Source organism: Geobacter psychrophilus (assembly GCF_056821595.1).
This window is the reverse complement of the sequence record NZ_JBXDTU010000004.1, coordinates 561,186-577,725: the sequence shown is the minus strand read 5'-3', so window position 1 is coordinate 577,725 and position 16,540 is coordinate 561,186. Positions and strand designations below refer to the sequence as shown.

The 16,540-nt window shown below is 53.2% G+C and carries 18 protein-coding genes; all 18 read left to right on the top strand.

The features are described from left to right. Positions 1-79: 79 nt before the first annotated feature. The 18 genes from ACOCF6_RS04970 to ACOCF6_RS04885 all read left to right on the top strand — a co-directional run bounded on the left by ACOCF6_RS04970 (position 80) and on the right by ACOCF6_RS04885 (position 16,499). Entirely contained in the window at positions 80-358 is a 279-nt protein-coding gene (locus ACOCF6_RS04970; RefSeq protein WP_482459287.1) for a hypothetical protein, read from the top strand. 181 nt (positions 359-539) lie between these two features. After that, positions 540-1,541, top strand: coding sequence for a DUF7666 domain-containing protein (locus ACOCF6_RS04965; RefSeq protein ID WP_482459286.1), 1,002 nt, complete (start codon positions 540-542; stop codon positions 1,539-1,541). Continuing rightward, positions 1,538-2,377, top strand: a complete 840-nt coding sequence (locus ACOCF6_RS04960) for a PD-(D/E)XK nuclease family protein (RefSeq protein WP_482459285.1) — start codon at positions 1,538-1,540, stop codon at positions 2,375-2,377. The genes ACOCF6_RS04965 and ACOCF6_RS04960 overlap by 4 nt, the downstream gene beginning before the upstream one ends. Before the next feature lie 3 nt (positions 2,378-2,380). After that, the gene (locus ACOCF6_RS04955; RefSeq protein ID WP_482459284.1) at positions 2,381-3,403 is read left to right on the top strand and encodes a recombinase family protein; all 1,023 of its coding nucleotides are present in this window, start codon (positions 2,381-2,383) and stop codon (positions 3,401-3,403) included. Positions 3,404-3,431: 28 nt separating this feature from the next. Beyond that, positions 3,432-4,361, top strand: coding sequence for a hypothetical protein (locus tag ACOCF6_RS04950; protein ID WP_482459283.1), 930 nt, complete (start codon positions 3,432-3,434; stop codon positions 4,359-4,361). After that, complete coding sequence (locus tag ACOCF6_RS04945; RefSeq protein ID WP_482459282.1) at positions 4,358-6,109, top strand: AAA family ATPase; 1,752 nt, start codon at positions 4,358-4,360, stop codon at positions 6,107-6,109. Before ACOCF6_RS04950 ends, ACOCF6_RS04945 begins: the two co-directional genes overlap by 4 nt. Before the next feature lie 2 nt (positions 6,110-6,111). Further along, positions 6,112-6,261 carry a hypothetical protein gene (locus ACOCF6_RS04940; protein WP_482459281.1) on the top strand — a complete coding sequence of 50 codons (150 nt, stop codon included), beginning with the start codon at positions 6,112-6,114 and terminating at the stop codon, positions 6,259-6,261. Continuing rightward, positions 6,258-7,706 (top strand): DEAD/DEAH box helicase, encoded by a 1,449-nt coding sequence (locus ACOCF6_RS04935; protein WP_482459280.1) that lies wholly within the window; start codon positions 6,258-6,260, stop codon positions 7,704-7,706. Before ACOCF6_RS04940 ends, ACOCF6_RS04935 begins: the two co-directional genes overlap by 4 nt. Continuing rightward, complete coding sequence (locus ACOCF6_RS04930; protein WP_482459279.1) at positions 7,706-8,938, top strand: phosphoadenosine phosphosulfate reductase domain-containing protein; 1,233 nt, start codon at positions 7,706-7,708, stop codon at positions 8,936-8,938. Before ACOCF6_RS04935 ends, ACOCF6_RS04930 begins: the two co-directional genes overlap by 1 nt. Continuing rightward, the gene (locus tag ACOCF6_RS04925) at positions 8,935-9,321 is read left to right on the top strand and encodes a VRR-NUC domain-containing protein (RefSeq protein ID WP_482459278.1); all 387 of its coding nucleotides are present in this window, start codon (positions 8,935-8,937) and stop codon (positions 9,319-9,321) included. The genes ACOCF6_RS04930 and ACOCF6_RS04925 overlap by 4 nt, the downstream gene beginning before the upstream one ends. 121 nt (positions 9,322-9,442) lie before the next feature. Beyond that, positions 9,443-9,661, top strand: a complete 219-nt coding sequence (locus ACOCF6_RS04920) for a DUF7220 family protein (protein ID WP_482459277.1) — start codon at positions 9,443-9,445, stop codon at positions 9,659-9,661. Next, entirely contained in the window at positions 9,658-12,264 is a 2,607-nt protein-coding gene (locus tag ACOCF6_RS04915; RefSeq protein ID WP_482459276.1) for a toprim domain-containing protein, read from the top strand. The genes ACOCF6_RS04920 and ACOCF6_RS04915 overlap by 4 nt, the downstream gene beginning before the upstream one ends. 212 nt (positions 12,265-12,476) lie before the next feature. After that, complete coding sequence (locus ACOCF6_RS04910; RefSeq protein WP_482459275.1) at positions 12,477-12,743, top strand: hypothetical protein; 267 nt, start codon at positions 12,477-12,479, stop codon at positions 12,741-12,743. Beyond that, positions 12,733-12,975, top strand: a complete 243-nt coding sequence (locus ACOCF6_RS04905) for a hypothetical protein (protein ID WP_482459274.1) — start codon at positions 12,733-12,735, stop codon at positions 12,973-12,975. Before ACOCF6_RS04910 ends, ACOCF6_RS04905 begins: the two co-directional genes overlap by 11 nt. Before the next feature lie 67 nt (positions 12,976-13,042). Continuing rightward, positions 13,043-13,330, top strand: a complete 288-nt coding sequence (locus tag ACOCF6_RS04900) for a pyrophosphohydrolase domain-containing protein (RefSeq protein ID WP_482459273.1) — start codon at positions 13,043-13,045, stop codon at positions 13,328-13,330. Between the two features lie 405 nt (positions 13,331-13,735). After that, complete coding sequence (locus tag ACOCF6_RS04895; protein ID WP_482459272.1) at positions 13,736-14,077, top strand: HNH endonuclease; 342 nt, start codon at positions 13,736-13,738, stop codon at positions 14,075-14,077. Between the two features lie 275 nt (positions 14,078-14,352). Next, positions 14,353-14,808, top strand: coding sequence for a phage terminase small subunit P27 family (locus tag ACOCF6_RS04890; RefSeq protein WP_482459271.1), 456 nt, complete (start codon positions 14,353-14,355; stop codon positions 14,806-14,808). Then, a complete protein-coding gene (locus ACOCF6_RS04885) occupies positions 14,805-16,499 on the top strand; it encodes a terminase large subunit (RefSeq protein WP_482459270.1) in 1,695 nt (564 codons plus the stop codon). Before ACOCF6_RS04890 ends, ACOCF6_RS04885 begins: the two co-directional genes overlap by 4 nt. Positions 16,500-16,540 lie beyond the last annotated feature (41 nt).

The following is a 16,540-nucleotide window of genomic DNA, read 5'->3' as shown; positions in this document are numbered from 1 at the left end:
TACGTCCGGGGAGTTTTGCCGCAAGACTGCAGGAGACTAGAAACGAGCTGAACAGAAAACTAACGGGAGGGAATCACAAATGAACATCTTCAGCAGGGATTTGAACAGATTTGAACCGGAACGAATCGAACCGGAACGAATCGACAAGAGTGAGGCGGTAAAAACCATTGCAAGCGTGTTGGCGGTGATCGCCCTCTTCTCAGCCATCGGATGGAGGATCGCGCACAATATCAACCATCGCCACGTCTTGCCGACTGTCACATGTGAACAAATTCTGACCGGTTCAACATCGGAACTCGCACGGTGGACGTATGAATTTAACGCCGAGATGGAGAAAAGGGCGAGGGGGCTGAAATGATACCGGCCGGATGGCAGTCGGTGATCACCGTTGTGTGTATGTACTGCAACAAGGAATACGGGCAGAAGGACGGAAGGGGCACATCGGGAGTATCGCACGGAATATGCGACTCTTGCTTGAATGAAAAAGCCCTGCAGGAACAGGGCTAATCCAAAACACTAGCAGTGAAAGGATAATGAGAATGGCGAAAAAGATCAAGAAAAATGAAGAGTCTACACCCGTGATTACCGGCTTCAAGGGGTTTGACCGGGATATGAAGTGCCGAGGCTTCCAGTTCAAGGAAGGCGAAACATTCAAGCATGAAGGTTCGGCTTCGGCCTGCAACTCCGGTTTCCACTTCTGCAAAAATCCACTGGACGTATTCAGCTACTACTCTCCAGGGGAAAGCGTTTTCCACCAGGTCGAGGGATCAGGACAAACCGACAAGCATGCAGATGATAGCAAGGTTGCCTGCACGGAAATCAAGATAGGTGCCTCACTCTCGTTGCCCGACTTCATCGGCGCAAGTCTCAAATTTATGTTTTCCCGCAAGTACGAAACATCCACGTCGAACCACATTGTTGCAGACAGCTCAGCATCATCGGCTACCGGCGACAGATCAGCATCATCGGCTACCGGCGACAGCTCAGCATCATCGGCTACCGGCGACAGATCAGCATCATCGGCTACCGGCTACAGATCAGCATCATCGGCTACCGGCTACAGATCAGCATCATCGGCTACCGGCGACAGATCAGCATCATCGGCTACCGGCTACAGATCAGCATCATCGGCTACCGGCGACAGCTCAGCATCATCGGCTACCGGCTACAGCTCAGCATCATCGGCTACCGGCTACAGCTCAGCATCATCGGCTACCGGCGACAGATCAGCATCATCGGCTACCGGCGACAGCTCAGCATCATCGGCTACCGGCTACAGATCAGCATCATCGGCTACCGGCGACAGATCAGCATCATCGGCTACCGGCGACAGATCAGCCGCCGTATGTACCGGCCTTTCCAGTAAAGCACAGGCTGGCAAGTACGGATGTATCGCCCTGACTTGGTGGAATAAAGAAGACGAGCGAGGGGAGATGCGCTGCGCTGAAACAGGTTGCGGTGATGGCAGTGACGGAAAGCTCAAAGCAGAAGTCTGGTACACGCTGGATGATGCAGGCCAGTTTGTGGAGTTTGGACAATGAACATCCGAGCCTCCATGCTGCCGGGATACAGCGACTGTACCCGCCGCGCCGTAGCCAAGCAGTACAAGCGCAAATTCCAGAAACTTGGTTACGAGTTCAGAGAGTTGCCGCCCTCCGTTGGTTCATCCGTGGGAACGGCGGTGCATGCCGCTACAGCAGAACTCAATAAAGCCCTTTGGCGAGGGGACACCATCAACATCAATGCTGCAGTCGAATTGGCAATTGTGGATATGGTTGACGAACTGTCAAAAGGGGCTGTCTGGGACGATACGACTCCGAATCTCAACACAGCACAGTTGCAGGTACAGAGAATGACGGCGGTATATACACCCCGCATGCCGCTGACCCTCAGCAACGGTGAGCCAGCGGTGGAGATTGGCGGGGAGTTCGGCCTGTCGGCCAACTGCGGGGATGGGTGGATTCTGACCGGGCACCCTGATTTGATCGATGTTGACAGATTCCTTGAGGATACGAAAACCGGCGCGGTAGTCCGGCCATATCAAGGCCAGCTGGGCGGGTATTCCCTGCTTGTCAGGTCGAACGGGATAACGGACCTATCAGGTGTCGGGATGAGGTACATCCCCCGGATGGGAAAGACCAAACACCAGACGCCGCCAATTCTGACGTCCTACGGTGTAGCCCCGTGCGAGCGTAACGCCATGGGTACGATTCACCGGATTAAGTCCGACATGGCACTGTTTGACGACAGCGTTACGGATAAAAGGCCGCAGGGTGATCTTGAACTGGCGTTCCCATGCAACCAGTCATCAATGATGTGCACACCTAAATACTGTCCCGCATTCGGGACCTCATTCTGCGAATTAACGAAAGGATAAATAATGAGCACTGAAAATATGCCAGCAGTACAGGAGACCACCGCAGTTGCCAAGATAGATAACGGCAAGCCTGCCCTTTATAACCCCGCTGCATTTGATCAGATTTGGAGGGCGTCAAAGCTTTTTGCGTCTTCTGATTTGGTGCCAGTTGCCTACAAGGGGAAGCCTGAAAATTGTTTCATCGCCATTGAGATGGCAGACCGTATGGGTATCAGCCCGTTTGCAATGCTCCAGTCGCTTGTAATCATCCAGGGCAAACCGAGCATGGAGGCGAAACTGATCATCGCCCTGGTGAATGATTCAGGGATATTTGTTGACCCTCTTGATTTCGAAGTCGTTGGCGACGATCCGCACGCAAAAAGCTTCAAGGTCCGTGCCGTGGCAACGATGAAGAAAACCGGCAAACTTTGTCAGGGTCCGTGGATTACGTATCAGATGGTTGAGGGCGAGGGCTGGCTTGGCAAGCAGGGCAGCAAGTGGAAAACCATGCCAGACCTGATGTTTCGTTACCGAGCTGCATCTTATTTCGCAAAGATATATGCGCCGAATATCACCATGGGCATGCAGACGCGTGAAGAGATGGAAGATGTGTCTCCCATCAATATCACTCCCGAAAGAAAAGAAGCACCTGCCCTGGTTGCCGCCACAACGGTGACCCCCGAAAAGACCAGCCCCGCAGCCACAAAAGAAACACCCGCCCTCGTTGAACCGCTGATTGAGGACGGAGAAGTCATTGACGCTGGAACCGGTGAGGTCACTGAAACGGTGCAAGCTCCTACCCGTGAACGCGGCAAGCCCTCCCCTGGTAAACAGCGCCGTACAGCCGCCGAAGTCGAAGAGGACCGGCTTGCTGATGAGGCGGATGCTAAGGCGCAGGAGCCGGGACCGGTAACCACAACCGCACACGTCACAGAAGACGATTTCCCTGATCCTCCCGGCACAAATCAGGAAGAACCGCCACACCCTGCCGACGAGACGGCCGTCGCCGAAACCGAACCGTCTGAAGATATGGGCGATCTGTTCTAACTCAACCAATTACGAGAGGAAAATATAAATGTCAAAGCACACCCTATGGAAAACTCTGTCCTGCGACCTGACCATTGATGAGGTCGCCACATATAGCCAGGAGCTGGCCAACGTAACAACCGAGCAATCTGAAATTGAAGCTCAAAAGAAAGAGGTTCTTTCCGACTTCACAGCTAAGCTGAATAAATGTGTGGCTGATAGTCGGCTGCTGGCTCGCAAGATATCCACCCGCAAAGAAGACCGCCAGGTTGAATGCGATCTGGTATTCGATTACGCAGCAGGCATGGTTTACACCGTCAGAACAGACAGTGACGTCACGATCGGTCAACGTAAGCTGTCAGATGAAGAACGTCAAGAGTGGCTGGACTTCGAAGGAGAGCAGGACCGGAGAGACGCAGCCGAGGAACGCAAAGAGGAAGCAGCTGCACCATCACCGGTCATTGAGGGTGAGCTCTTGCAGATCGAGCACAATCCGGATGAACCGGATATTACTATCTGTGGCAATGAGGGATGCCACTATCACGACGCCACCGAGGGCAACGGCTGCAAGCAGTATGAAATGGTGTGGGAGTGCAAGCAGGCTGTGCAGGAAATAGCCACATGCGGCATTTGCGGGAACGCCGGGGAGATTATAGAGGACGGCGAAAACAACGGGTATTGCGACTGTCAGTATGGAATTGCTTTGCAGGAGCAGGAGCAGGAATCCATCCGCCGCGCCGGCATCTGCAAGACCTGGAACGAATGCAAACACTCTGATATCTGCTTTACCGAGCAGAACGAAATCGACTGCATCTGTTTTAAGGATGAGCCCCACAGAATACCCGTCGTCGCAGCCTCAGTTTGCCTGAACGATGACTGCCCTTCCTTTTCTAAATCCGCCTTTGACGGATGCACGATCGAGCATGTCGGCAAGGATGTTTCCGAGTGCTCGTCATTCAAAGCCGAGGTGACCGCATGAACGTCACCATAACCAACTTCAGGGGGCTGGCTTCGGCCAGCCTCAACATCGACAAAATCTGTCTACTGGCTGGCCCGAATGAGGCCGGGAAGACATCGGCAAGCCAGGCGCTGGCAGCAGCTCTGACCGGAGAACCGATCCCGATCTACGGTGTTAAAAAAACACAGGCCGGCATGTTGGTCCGGTCCGGTACTGCGAACGGGAGCGTTGAGCTGTCCAGCGCTGACGGCAATACAAATATCACATGGCCGTCTGCGAAGGTCAAAACGGAAGGGACCGCGCCGTATGCTTCACACTTTGCCGCGGGCCTGCAATCAATCGTCAACCTGGACGACAAAGAGCGCGTGAAGGTTCTGACCGAATACCTGCGCGCCACACCGACACGGGAAGACCTCGATAAGCAGCTGGCCAGCATGAACCTTGCCGCTACTGTTATTGACCAGCTTTGGGACCTGATAGAAAAACAGGGTTGGGATGGTGCAGCGGCACAGATCAAAGAGAAGGGCGCCCGACTGAAAGGCCAGTGGCAGCAAGTAGCTGGCGAACAGTACGGCAGCAGGAAGGGAGAGAGCTGGATTCCCGAGGGATACGACAACGAGCTGATGGGGCAGTCCGAATCTACACTGGCCGCGTTCGTTACCGATGCCAGAGACGCGCTGGAATCTGCCATTGCTTCCGATGCCGTTGACGATTCCAAGCGGGCAGATCTCGAAGCACTGGCCGCGCTGGTACCTGAACGTCAAGCCGCTGTTACCGCTGCCAAGGCTGCGACAGTTGACCCTGCCATGCAAGCGCAGATCGATGAGGCGCAAGGCTTCATCAAGGGCATGTCGGAGAAGCGGGACGCCATTCAGAAAGAGTTGAACGAGCTACCATCGGCAAAACAGGCGGCCGGTATGGCATGCCCGCACTGCGAGACCATGCTGCAGGTAGCAGGCAATAAACTGGCAGTCGCTGCTGTGCTGTCTGAAGATGAAATAACGAAGCGGCAAGCCGCAATCACTGAGATTCAATCAAAGCTCGATAGCGTCAACGACGCCATATCAAAGCACATGACGGCGGTATCTGGCATTCAGGCCAATATCCGCGAAGCTGAGAAGGCGAACGAGCGGGCTATTACGGATGCGCTGCGTCTGCTGGGGGAATCCTCCCTTGCCGAGCAGGAGCTGGCCAAGCCGGTTGCTGGCAAGTCCGATGTTTCCGTTGACGACTGTCGCACCACCCTGGCGGTGGCAGAGAAGCGGCTGAAGGCATTCAAGGCCAAGCTCGAAGCCGACCGGCTGCACACGGCTATCTGCAATAATACCGAACTGTACGCGAAGATTGCCCCCGAGGGTATCCGCTGCGACGTTCTCGCACGGGCGCTGAAGTCGTTCAATACCTCCCTGGAGAAGTTCACCACAGCGGCCGGCTGGCGGACAGTGGCGCTGGAGCCTGATTTCCTCCCTACCTATGGCGGGACCATCTACCTACTGTTGTCCGAGTCCGCAAAGTTCCGCGTCCGGGTAATTCTCCAGATCGGCATGGCCCTGCTGGATAAGTCTCAGGCGTTGGTGATCGATGCGGCCGATATCCTGGACAAGGGCGGGCGCAATGGGCTGTTCAAGACTGTCAAGGCGACAGGCCTCCCGGCGCTGGTTTCAATGACGATCGATGCCAAGGATTTGGTGCCGAATCTGGCGAAGTCTGGTGCTGGCTGCTCGTACTGGCTGAACGGTGAAGCCAAAGCGGAAATGATAGGAGCGTAGCCATGGGACGCATGAAAGAAAACCCGCGCTACAACGTTCTATCGCTGCGGGTATCTGACCTTGAACTGAAACATATCAAGATCGCTGCTGCAAAGTTGAAAATTGAAGTTAGCGTGTATGCCCGACTCGTCCTGTTCGGGGGACCGCAATGATCCTGTCCCTCCGACCATACCAGCAACAAGGCGTTGACGGATTACGCGCCCGTTTCAGGGCTGGCGACCGCAACGTGCTGTACCAGCTCCCGACAGGCGGCGGCAAGACGGTGGTATTTTCATACATCACCGAGGGGGCCAGCAAGCGCAATAACCGAGTGTTGATCCTGGTGCACCGTCAGGAGCTCATTCGGCAAACTTCTGCTTCACTTAACGAGATCGGGGTGGATCACGGCATTATCGCGCCGGGGTTCACTCCCTCATGGGATAATATCCAGGTGGCCAGCGTGCAGACGCTCGTCAGGCGCCTGGATAAAATCCACCCGCCACAGCTTATCATTTCAGATGAGTGCCACCATGCTGGGGCATCATCCTGGTCAAAGATTTTCAGCAAATTCCCGCAGGCCAACATCCTGGGCGTTACAGCTACACCCTGCCGGTTGGACGGCAAAGGTCTAGGCCGATCTGCGGGCGGGTTCTTCGATTCGATGGTCAATGGCCCGACAGTCTCATGGTTGATCGAGCAGGGTTATCTGGCCAGACCGAAGATTTACGCCCCGCCCGTCGGTGCCGACCTGTCGAACCTGCGGAAGAAATACGGCGAGTTCGTTACGGCTGATGCCGCCGCCGCGATGGATAAGCCGGTAATCACCGGCTGTGCCGTGAAGCATTACGGCAATCTCTGCAACGGTGTCCCGGCCATAGCGTTCTGTGCTTCGGTAGCTCATGCCGAGCATGTAGCTGAACAGTTTAGGGCGGCGGGATATCGGGCGGCAAGTATCGACGGCACGATGCACGATACCGACCGCAAGGCACGGATTGCAGACCTGGGGAACGGCCGGCTGAACGTGCTGACCAGCTGCGACGTAATAAGTGAGGGCACTGATATTCCGATAGTGGGCGCGGCGATCCTTCTCAGGCCGACCGCTTCAATGGGGCTGTACCTGCAACAGGTAGGGCGGGCGCTGCGGATGTATCCCGGCAAAGAGCATGCAATCATTTTGGATCATGTCGGTAATGTCATGCGGCACGGCATGCCGGAGGAAGATCGGGAATGGTCGCTTGAAGGCTCCAAGCAGGTAGCAAAGAGCAAGAAACAGGACGATGAAGATTTGAAAATCAAGCAGTGCGAGCAGTGCTATGCCGTGCACGCACCCGCTCCGAAGTGCCCGTTTTGCGGCTATGTGTATGAGGTCACAGCCAGAGAGATTGAGACGGCTGACGGGGAGCTGCAGGAGCTCGACACCAAGCGCCTGGCAGAGATCGAGGCCGACCGCGCCAAGATGTTCCGCAAGCGCGAAGAGGGGCAGTGCAAGACCCTGGAGGATTTCCAGCGGCTGGCTGATAAGCGCGGATATGCGCCTGGTTGGGCCTACCATCGGTACAGAGCAAAGCAGGGCCGTAGCGGGCACGGCGCACCATCACTTAATCATGGGAGGGGATAATGAATATTGGGCTCAATATAACTGACACTGAAATTATAAAAGCACAACCGACTTTATTTGACGGAATTCGTCAAACAATGACCGAGGCGATTCAAATCACTACCGATTCAATGAACCTGTTTGGCCCTCTCTATGACCACTGGGTAATCGCATATAGTGGAGGCAAAGATTCTTCAGCCGTCGCCACCCTCATACCTCAGTTAATAGCAAACGGCAATATCCCGGCACCTAAATCGTTGACTATACTTTATGCAGACACACGTATGGAGTTGCCACCCCTTCAAAATTCAGCCATGGCCGTCATGGATCGGTTGAAGGAATTGGGTTGCGAATGTCACGTTGTGCTTCCGAAAATGGAAGATAGATTTTTTGTTTATATGTTTGGCCGCGGCGTCCCTCCCCCTTCTAACACGTTCCGCTGGTGCACCTCGCAAATCAAGATCGAGCCGATGATGGCCGCGCTTGCAGAACTCCGCGAGAAACACGACCAGAAGTTTCTTATGTTGACCGGTGTGCGCCTGGGGGAATCGGCACAACGTGACGCCCGTATATCCCTTTCGTGCGGAAAGAATGGCGCTGAATGCGGGCAAGGATGGTTTCAGGAAACTACCCCTGAACATGTAGCGGATACGCTGGCGCCACTTCTGCACTGGCGCGTGTGCTTCGTCTGGAAATGGTTGCGTCAGTGGGCTCCACAAGGCGGTTTTCCGACCGAGCGCGTTGCAGACTCTTACGGCGGCGAAGAGGCTGAGGAAATCAACGCACGGACAGGTTGTGTCGGATGTAATCTTGCAGCTCGTGACATGGCCCTTGAAACCTTACTGACAAATGAACGGTGGGCATATCTTCAGCCTTTAATGGGGTTGCGCCCTTTGTACGCTGAACTTAAAAAGCCACACAACAGACTACGCAAACCGACGGGCGAAAAGACAAAGGCCGGGGTACTTAGTAAGAATCAGAACCGTATGGGTCCGCTCACCATGGAAGCACGCCGGTGGGGAATGCAGCAGGTTCTTGATATTCAGGAGGCGGTAAACGTCGGTGCAAGAGCCTGTGGTGATCCAGAATATTTCTTGATCAACCCCGAAGAACAGCAAGCAATAGAAAGTCTGATCAATGCCAATACCTGGCCGCAGAAATGGACAGGACTTGAGCCGGTGGCAACTGCGCCGTTCATGGAGATTGAAGACGGATGGCTACAAGTGCCGCTGCTGGAAAGGGAGGCGGCATGAGTGAAAAAAACATACAAACCCAGATCATGCTGGCAGCGAGTCAGGCCGGCGCAAAGGTATTCCGCAACAATACCGGCAACGGCGTACTCGGTCAGGTAGTCAAACAGGAGGGCGGGCAGTTCCATATTGTCAACGGCCGGCGCGTACAGTTCGGTCTTTGCGTCGGGTCTTCCGACTTGATCGGCTGGCGAAGGGTCACGATCACACCTGAGATGGTGGGCAGGCACGTGGCGGTATTTCTGGCCATGGAGGTCAAGACCGCTACCGGCAAACCGACACCCGAGCAGGCCAATTTCATCAATGCGGTGCGTAAGGATGGCGGGCGGGCTGGTGTAGTTCGAAATGTAGATGAAGCGTTGGGCGTGTGTAATCCGTTGCTGTAATTATTCCATAAATTATTCCAGGAGTCTCAACCATGCAATTATATGAAAAAATCACATCACCATCAGGGCGTGTTGCGGTCAAGGCTATTCAGGATGGGTTGACGGCTGCGAGGGTAGAGATATGAAACAGACACGGCGCCATAGCTTCATCGAAAGCATTATCAATGTTTTGATCGGGTATTTCGTAGCCCTGGCCTCGCAGTTGGCAATATTCCCTCTGTTCGGTATTCACGTAGCGTTCCGAGACAACATCATGATCGGGCTGTATTTTACGGTGATTTCAGTCGTCAGATCGTATTGTTTGCGGCGTTGGTTCACGCGTAGGGTGGTGGCCGCATGATAAACGCCATGCGAGATGCCGGGATAGATCCCCCGGACACACTAACCGATGACGGCAAGATTCACCGTTATGCAGGGCCGTCTGATCAGCCTCAGAATAAAAAGAACTGGTATATCCTGTATCCCATTGAGAACGGCATTCAGGCGGGGTCGTTCGGGCGATGGGTGGGCGACAGCAACGGCGCTATCAAGTGGTGCAATAAAACGGCGACCGAATTCACCCCAGAAGAGAAAGCCGCCTATGCCAAACGACAGAATGACCTCAGGCGCAAGCAGGTTGAAGACCGCAAGCAGGCGGCTGAAGAGTGCATTTCGAAGTGTAAAACCATCTGGGCCAATGCGGTGCCGGCCACGGATGACCACCCGTACCTGGTCAAGAAGCAGGTCAAGGCCTACGGCCTGAAAATGATGGGTGATGCTTTGCTAGTCCCTATCAAGACGTTGAAAAATGAGCTGCAGGGCATTCAGTTCATCAAGCCGGACGGCTCCAAGGTATTCAAGACCGGAGTTGATTATACCGGGGCGGTGCACCTGATCGGTAAGCCGGTCGATGATACCTTGATCATTACCGAGGGGTACGCGACTGGCGCCAGTATCCATGAAGCAACTGGCCATGCTGTGCTGGTGGCATTTGTCGCTGGCAACTTGAAGGCTGTTGCAGAGGCTACCCGCTCGAAGCGTCCCAACTGGACGTTGATCATTGCCGGGGATGATGACCAGTGGGCGAAGGAATTCAAGCCCGATGGCACGGTGATATACCATGAGGTGCCCTGCGAGCTGAACGGCGGCAAGAGGATCAACACTGGCAGGATCAAAGCCAGTGAGGCCGCGAAGGCGATAAAGGCCGCAGTGCAGTTTCCTGCCTTTACCGACATATCCACCCATCCGACAGACTTCAATGACCTTCATGTTCTCGAGGGTGCTGCAGCTGTCAAGCGTCAGATATTCCCCCCGCCGATGGCAGAGTACGAGCCGCCACCGGTTGATGATGATTATATGCCGGCTGAGATCGATCATGATCAATACACGGAACATCCGCTGAATTCGGCACCGTTCCAGCTGCTGGGATATGACCATGGAGAGTATTTTTATTTGTCAAATGGCAATGGCCAGGTCAAGTCATTGACCGCGGATAAGCATACTCTGGCACACCTCTTGACGCTGGCCCCTCTGGTCTGGTGGGAATCTCATTTTCCGGCAAAGACCTCATACAACGAATCGGCGGCAAAGAACATGCTGATACAGACCAGTCACGGTGTCGGTATCTACGACAGCAGCAGGGTGCGCGGCCTGGGCGCATGGGAAGATAAATCAAGGTCCGTATTGCATCTGGGAGATACGCTTGTGGTGGATGGCAAGCGCGTTCCTCTCAATTCGTTCAAGTCGCATTTCATTTACGAGCGGGCAATCTCCATATCAGACGAAGAGACAAAGCCGGTCCAGGCCAGTGAAGCAAACAAGCTGATTCAGCTTTGCGATATGCTGTCATGGGAAAAGCCAATCAACGGGCGGCTGCTGGCTGGCTGGTGTGTCGCTGCTATCGTATGCGGTGCACTCAAGTGGCGCCCTCACATGTGGCTGACCGGTCCGTCCGGATCCGGCAAGAGTTGGATCATTCACAATGTGATCAAAGCGGTGGCCGGACCTCATATCAAGGGCATGCTCGGATCAACAACTGAAGCCGGATTGAGGAACGTTCTGAAGAATGATGCGTTCTCGGTGTTCTTCGATGAGTTCGAAGCAGAGGACCGCAACGCCGCGGCAAGGATTCAGGCAATCTTGGAGTTTGCAAGGCCTGCGTCAAGCAATGAAGATTCGAAGATCTACAAGGCGAAGTCAGGTGGTGGTGGGGTCAACTCATATCAGCCGAGGTCATGCATTGGTGTGGCGTCAATCAACGTGAATATGAGTCAGAAAGCAGACCTCTCCCGGGTGTCAGTGCTCAGTCTGGTCAACGGCTCAAAAGAGCAGTTTGACGGGGTAATCGTTCCATTCTATACGGAGCATTTCACACCAGAGTACCTGCGCGGTATTCGTTCCAGGTCGATCATGCAGATTCCGACCATAAACAAAAATTCAGAGATATTCCAACGGGCAGTGACGGCAATGATGGGCTCCAGGCGCTGCGGTGATCAGTATGGTTCGTTGCTGGCTTGTGCTTATTCCCTGTGCTCTTCGAATATCGTCACCATCGAACAGGCGCGGGAGTTTGTAGGTCGTCAGGACTGGGAAGGGCACGTTATTACGGATGATCAGAGCGACGAGCGGACGTGTCTCAGTGCGATACTGGAATCACTGATTATGGTCGGTCCAGGGCATAACCTCAGCGTGTCAGAGCTGCTGCTGGAGAGTGACAATATAATCGGTACCTGTCCTGAGAAGGACATACTGGCACGGCATGGCATCAAGCATGTTATGGGCGGGTTCGTCATTGCAAACAAGCATTCAGGTGTTGCCAAGATGCTGGAGAAAACGCCGTGGGCAAATAACTGGAGTCGTATCCTTGCGCGATTGCCTGGAGCATTCAAACAAGAAGCCACACGGTTCAGTGGTGGGCTGTCCAGGGGCGTGATGGTACCTATGACGATGTTGAGGGAAGTATAACGGCTTGAGTTGACCCGCTTGTCGGGTCCGACGTTTGGTTAGAATCATCTTGGCGCGTGCGGAGCACTGCCGAAGGCATAGGGGGTCAAACATGGATGATTACGCATCATGCCAATGTGGATGGAGGGGGAAGCCAGAAGACCGGCGCACTCAATGGGGGAGAAAATCATATTGTCCTGTTTGCGGATGTGAAGCACCAATAAGGAGAAATTATGAGTGAAAACTACCAGTATGCCCAGTGCAAACACTGCGGGCAGAGCATAATGGAGGGCCAGATACACAATTGTCGAAAGATGTATCTAGCTGAAATAGCCGATTGCCATGCGACGATGTTAAGGCAGGAACAAAAGATTGTGAAACTGGAAAAAGCACTAAGGCAAATATCACAAGGAACTATAGAACCGGGGCATGTCTATTTGCAAGCTACCAAGATGCAAGATATAGCCCGTTTGGCTCTGGGGGTGAAAAATGATGACTAAATGTGATTTGCATGAGGTGGATATAGACCGCAGGGGGTGTCCTTGGTGCCAGACAGAAGAGGCTCAGGCAACCTCTGGCCGATATTATGAAGATGGCCGTAAGATGAAAGCGGAACTGGATCATTACCGTGAGGCACTACAGAAAATTGAGGATTGCGACGAGTGTGACCCTGAAATTTCCATATCTCTGCTGCAACTGATTGCGCGCGAAGCATTGGCCGACAGGCCATAGAGCCAAGATGATTATAACAGTAAGCACAGCGGCGGGCCTCATCAGTCCGCTGCTGCGGGAGTTATAAATGGAATTTCCAGACCTGCTACATCACATCGATATCTTTCATAAGGAATTCAGCATCGATACCACACCAGAGGCGCGTGCTGACAAGCTCTTTGACGAGGTGAATGAGTTTGCCACGGCCATGGTGCATGAGTCGCAAAAGGCGGCCGATGATGAGGCAATAGACGTACTGGTGTGCGCAATTTCTAACGTGGTATCCAGGGGAATTATTAACCCACTTGATGCGTGCTACTTCAAATTACAGAGAACGGCTAATAAATATCGTGAGGCGAATCGTGTCAAATCTTAACTGCAATCTTAACGATAACCTTAATTTTAACCTTAACAACCTTAATTTTAACAGTGCGCACATCATGTTCACAAACATGCGTAACGATGCAAAATCTTATTTGTTACGTAACATCGTAACCCCTTGTAACGGTAAAACATCAACAACATCAACCATGTTACGTGTTACGTTACAACTGCTGAAAAAGAAACTATATGTGTGCGTATGTGTGCGTGCGTATGCGCGTATGTGCGTGCGCGTACATGTATAATAATAATAATATTTATTGTAACTTTTATTTATTTATTAGCGTAAGTGGCTGAAATTAAAAATAAAAATGGTGTTACAAGGCATGTAACAAAACAGCGCAAGTTATTGAAATCATAGGTAACAAGTTTTGTAACAGGCTGTAACAGGGGTAATTTTATGCAGAAACGATTAACATCACATCAACGACACTACACATCGGAATGGCAGAAAGCTCGGATCGTCTTCCTGAGAGAAAACCCCTTGTGCTTGGATTGCTACAAGATCAACAGGCTGACTGCTGCAACCATCGTTGACCATATCAAGCCACACAAAGGCGACATGGTTTTGTTTTGGGATAAGACCAATTGGCAGTCGCTCTGTAAGACGTGCCACGACCGCAAAACCGCCCGCGAGGATGGAGCTTTTGGAAACAGGCAGGGTAATGGTAGGGTAAAAGCAGATTGTGGCCTTGACGGGCTTCCTGTTGATTCGAGACATCATTGGAATAAAGGGGCATGACGATGAAACCACAGACAGATATGTCGATGAAAGAAGCGGCTAAATCCATAACAATCACGGTCAGGGTTAGAAGGTGCAAGGAGTACCGTATCAGGATATGGATCTCAACACAGCTGATGCGTTTAGCAGCATGGATATCCTGGTACAAAGTGAACTTCACATATGACGAGTGGAAGCGATAGGGGGCGGGTCAAATCTCTGGAGCGTTTCCTTTCCAGACCGAGCCTGAACCTTCGCTTGCGCAAAACCAAAACAACAAAAGGGGGTCAAAACCAATGGGCAGACCTACTATACCGACAGCATTAAAACTGGTACAGGGAACCAACCGACCAGGCCGGACGCTTCATGATGAACCGAAACCGGAAATAGAAATACCTTCAGCGCCTCACCATCTGTCGAAACACGCCCGGGAGGAATGGGACCGCATGTCTCCGCTTCTTGATGAGATGGGATTGATCACTGAACACGACCGGTCAGCGTTCGCCATGTACTGCCAGGCGTGGGGCGATCATGTCAAAGCTGAGTACATGATCCGGAGGCATGGCCATGTTATCAAAACCACCAACGGGAACGTAATCCAATCTCCATGGGTGGGCATCAGCAACAAGGCAAAGCTAACAGCCCACAAGTTCCTGGTTGAATTCGGACTGACGCCGGCCAGCCGGACGAAGGTCAGCGGGTCCGGAAAGAAAGAAAAGAAACCCGAAGGCAAAGAGAGGTTTTTTAAATGAGCGACCGGTGCACGGATTACGCTCAGCAGGTCGTTGACGGCCTCATCATCGCAGGGCCCCACGTCCGGGACGCGTGCAAACGTCACCTGAATGACCTGATACACGCCGGGGAACGTGGGTTTTATTTCGATAAAAACGAAGCAGCAGAGGCTATTGCTTTCTTCGAAGAGTGCCTATGCCTGAACGGTGGCCAGTTCGAGGGCGTCCCGTTCAACCTCTTACCCTGGCAGACGTTCATAGTGGGTAATATTTTCGGATGGAAACGGATATCTGACGACTGCCGGCGCTTCCGTGTCGTCTATATCGAGACTCCGAAGGGATCGGGTAAGTCTCCATTATGCGCCGGCATCGGACTGAAAGGCCTTGTTGCCGACAACGAGCCCCGCGCTGAAATCTACGCGGCCGCCACGTACAAAGACCAGGCTATGGTTCTGTTCCGCGATGCGATTGCTTTCTACGATCAGTCACCGGAGCTGCAGTCCAGACTCACACCATCTGGCACCGGCGCCCAACGATGGAACCTGGCATATCTGGACAAGGGCTCATTCTTTCGCGTCATATCCTCAGAGAAGAAAGGGCAGTCAGGTCCCCGGCCACACATGGCCCTGCTGGATGAGATCCACGAACACCGAGACGGCACCGTGATTGAGATGCTACGCGCCGGCTTCAAGTTCCGCCGGCAGCCGCTGTCCGTCATGATCACCAATTCAGGGCACGATAAGACCACCGTCTGCTGGGAATATCACGACATGGGCGTCATGGTCAGCTCTGGCCAGCTGGAAAATGATGAGTTTTTTGCTTACATCTGCGCGCTGGATGAAGCGGATCTGGTGGATGATCGGTATTTGACCGACGAAACTCTGTGGCCGAAGGTCAACCCGTCGCTTGATGCGGGTATTCCCGGTTACGATTACATCCGCAGCCAGGTCAAGGAAGCACTCGGCATGCCTTCGAAGATGGCCACCGTCAAGCGGTTGTGCTTCTGCCAGTGGACGGAAGCGGATAACCCGTGGATCGGAAGTGACGCATGGTTTGCATGCCAGGATAAAGACTTTGACGAGCGATTGCTAGTCGGCCGTAGATGCTGGGGAGGCCTTGACCTGTCGGCAGTGCGTGACCTGACCGCATTTGCTCTGTTGTTCGAGCCAGGGAATTCAGATCCATACTGGAGGCTGAAAGTCTGGTTCTGGATACCGGGAATAGGCCTGAAGCAAAAGGAAGATCAGGACAGGGTTCCGTATATCGCATGGCAAAAGGCCGGATATCTGACCACAATCGACCGTAAAACCATCGAATACGAGTTCGTCATTACCGACATGATGAAGATTTGCGCGGGTTATGACGTCCAGAAGACGGCCTTCGACCGCTGGAACATGGCAAACTTCGTCAAAGAGGTGGACAGAATAGGCGCTGAATTACCTGAAATGGTAGAGTTCGGACAGGGTTTCCAGTCCATGGGACCGGCCGTGAAGGAGTTTGAGAAGCTGCTTGACGATAAAATCAAGCACGATGGCAACCCCGTGTTGACATGGTGCGCAGCCAACGCCGTGGCGGTTGAAGATCCTGCAGAAAATAAGAAGCTTGACAAGTCCAGGTCAACGGGAAGGATTGACGGAATCGTTGCATCAGTCATGGCCGCTGGCATTATCGAGGTTGCAGAGGAAGTTGAAACACGCATACGGTTTGTGTAAGATTTCTACTCACTGAGTAAAAAACATTTGACATTGTGTAA

What these genes read in the sequence shown, in the direction of transcription:
- ACOCF6_RS04965 (WP_482459286.1), top strand. Translation starts at nt 540, where the DNA reads ATGGCGAAAAAGATCAAGAAAAATGAAGAGTCTACACCCGTGATTACC.
- ACOCF6_RS04945 (WP_482459282.1), top strand. Translation starts at nt 4,358, where the DNA reads ATGAACGTCACCATAACCAACTTCAGGGGGCTGGCTTCGGCCAGCCTC.
- ACOCF6_RS04925 (WP_482459278.1), top strand. Translation starts at nt 8,935, where the DNA reads ATGAGTGAAAAAAACATACAAACCCAGATCATGCTGGCAGCGAGTCAG.
- ACOCF6_RS04885 (WP_482459270.1), top strand. Translation starts at nt 14,805, where the DNA reads ATGAGCGACCGGTGCACGGATTACGCTCAGCAGGTCGTTGACGGCCTC.
- ACOCF6_RS04900 (WP_482459273.1), top strand. Translation starts at nt 13,043, where the DNA reads ATGGAATTTCCAGACCTGCTACATCACATCGATATCTTTCATAAGGAA.
- ACOCF6_RS04890 (WP_482459271.1), top strand. Translation starts at nt 14,353, where the DNA reads ATGGGCAGACCTACTATACCGACAGCATTAAAACTGGTACAGGGAACC.
- ACOCF6_RS04940 (WP_482459281.1), top strand. Translation starts at nt 6,112, where the DNA reads ATGGGACGCATGAAAGAAAACCCGCGCTACAACGTTCTATCGCTGCGG.
- ACOCF6_RS04960 (WP_482459285.1), top strand. Translation starts at nt 1,538, where the DNA reads ATGAACATCCGAGCCTCCATGCTGCCGGGATACAGCGACTGTACCCGC.
- ACOCF6_RS04920 (WP_482459277.1), top strand. Translation starts at nt 9,443, where the DNA reads ATGAAACAGACACGGCGCCATAGCTTCATCGAAAGCATTATCAATGTT.
- ACOCF6_RS04910 (WP_482459275.1), top strand. Translation starts at nt 12,477, where the DNA reads ATGAGTGAAAACTACCAGTATGCCCAGTGCAAACACTGCGGGCAGAGC.
- ACOCF6_RS04930 (WP_482459279.1), top strand. Translation starts at nt 7,706, where the DNA reads ATGAATATTGGGCTCAATATAACTGACACTGAAATTATAAAAGCACAA.
- ACOCF6_RS04915 (WP_482459276.1), top strand. Translation starts at nt 9,658, where the DNA reads ATGATAAACGCCATGCGAGATGCCGGGATAGATCCCCCGGACACACTA.
- ACOCF6_RS04950 (WP_482459283.1), top strand. Translation starts at nt 3,432, where the DNA reads ATGTCAAAGCACACCCTATGGAAAACTCTGTCCTGCGACCTGACCATT.
- ACOCF6_RS04905 (WP_482459274.1), top strand. Translation starts at nt 12,733, where the DNA reads ATGATGACTAAATGTGATTTGCATGAGGTGGATATAGACCGCAGGGGG.
- ACOCF6_RS04970 (WP_482459287.1), top strand. Translation starts at nt 80, where the DNA reads ATGAACATCTTCAGCAGGGATTTGAACAGATTTGAACCGGAACGAATC.
- ACOCF6_RS04955 (WP_482459284.1), top strand. Translation starts at nt 2,381, where the DNA reads ATGAGCACTGAAAATATGCCAGCAGTACAGGAGACCACCGCAGTTGCC.
- ACOCF6_RS04935 (WP_482459280.1), top strand. Translation starts at nt 6,258, where the DNA reads ATGATCCTGTCCCTCCGACCATACCAGCAACAAGGCGTTGACGGATTA.
- ACOCF6_RS04895 (WP_482459272.1), top strand. Translation starts at nt 13,736, where the DNA reads ATGCAGAAACGATTAACATCACATCAACGACACTACACATCGGAATGG.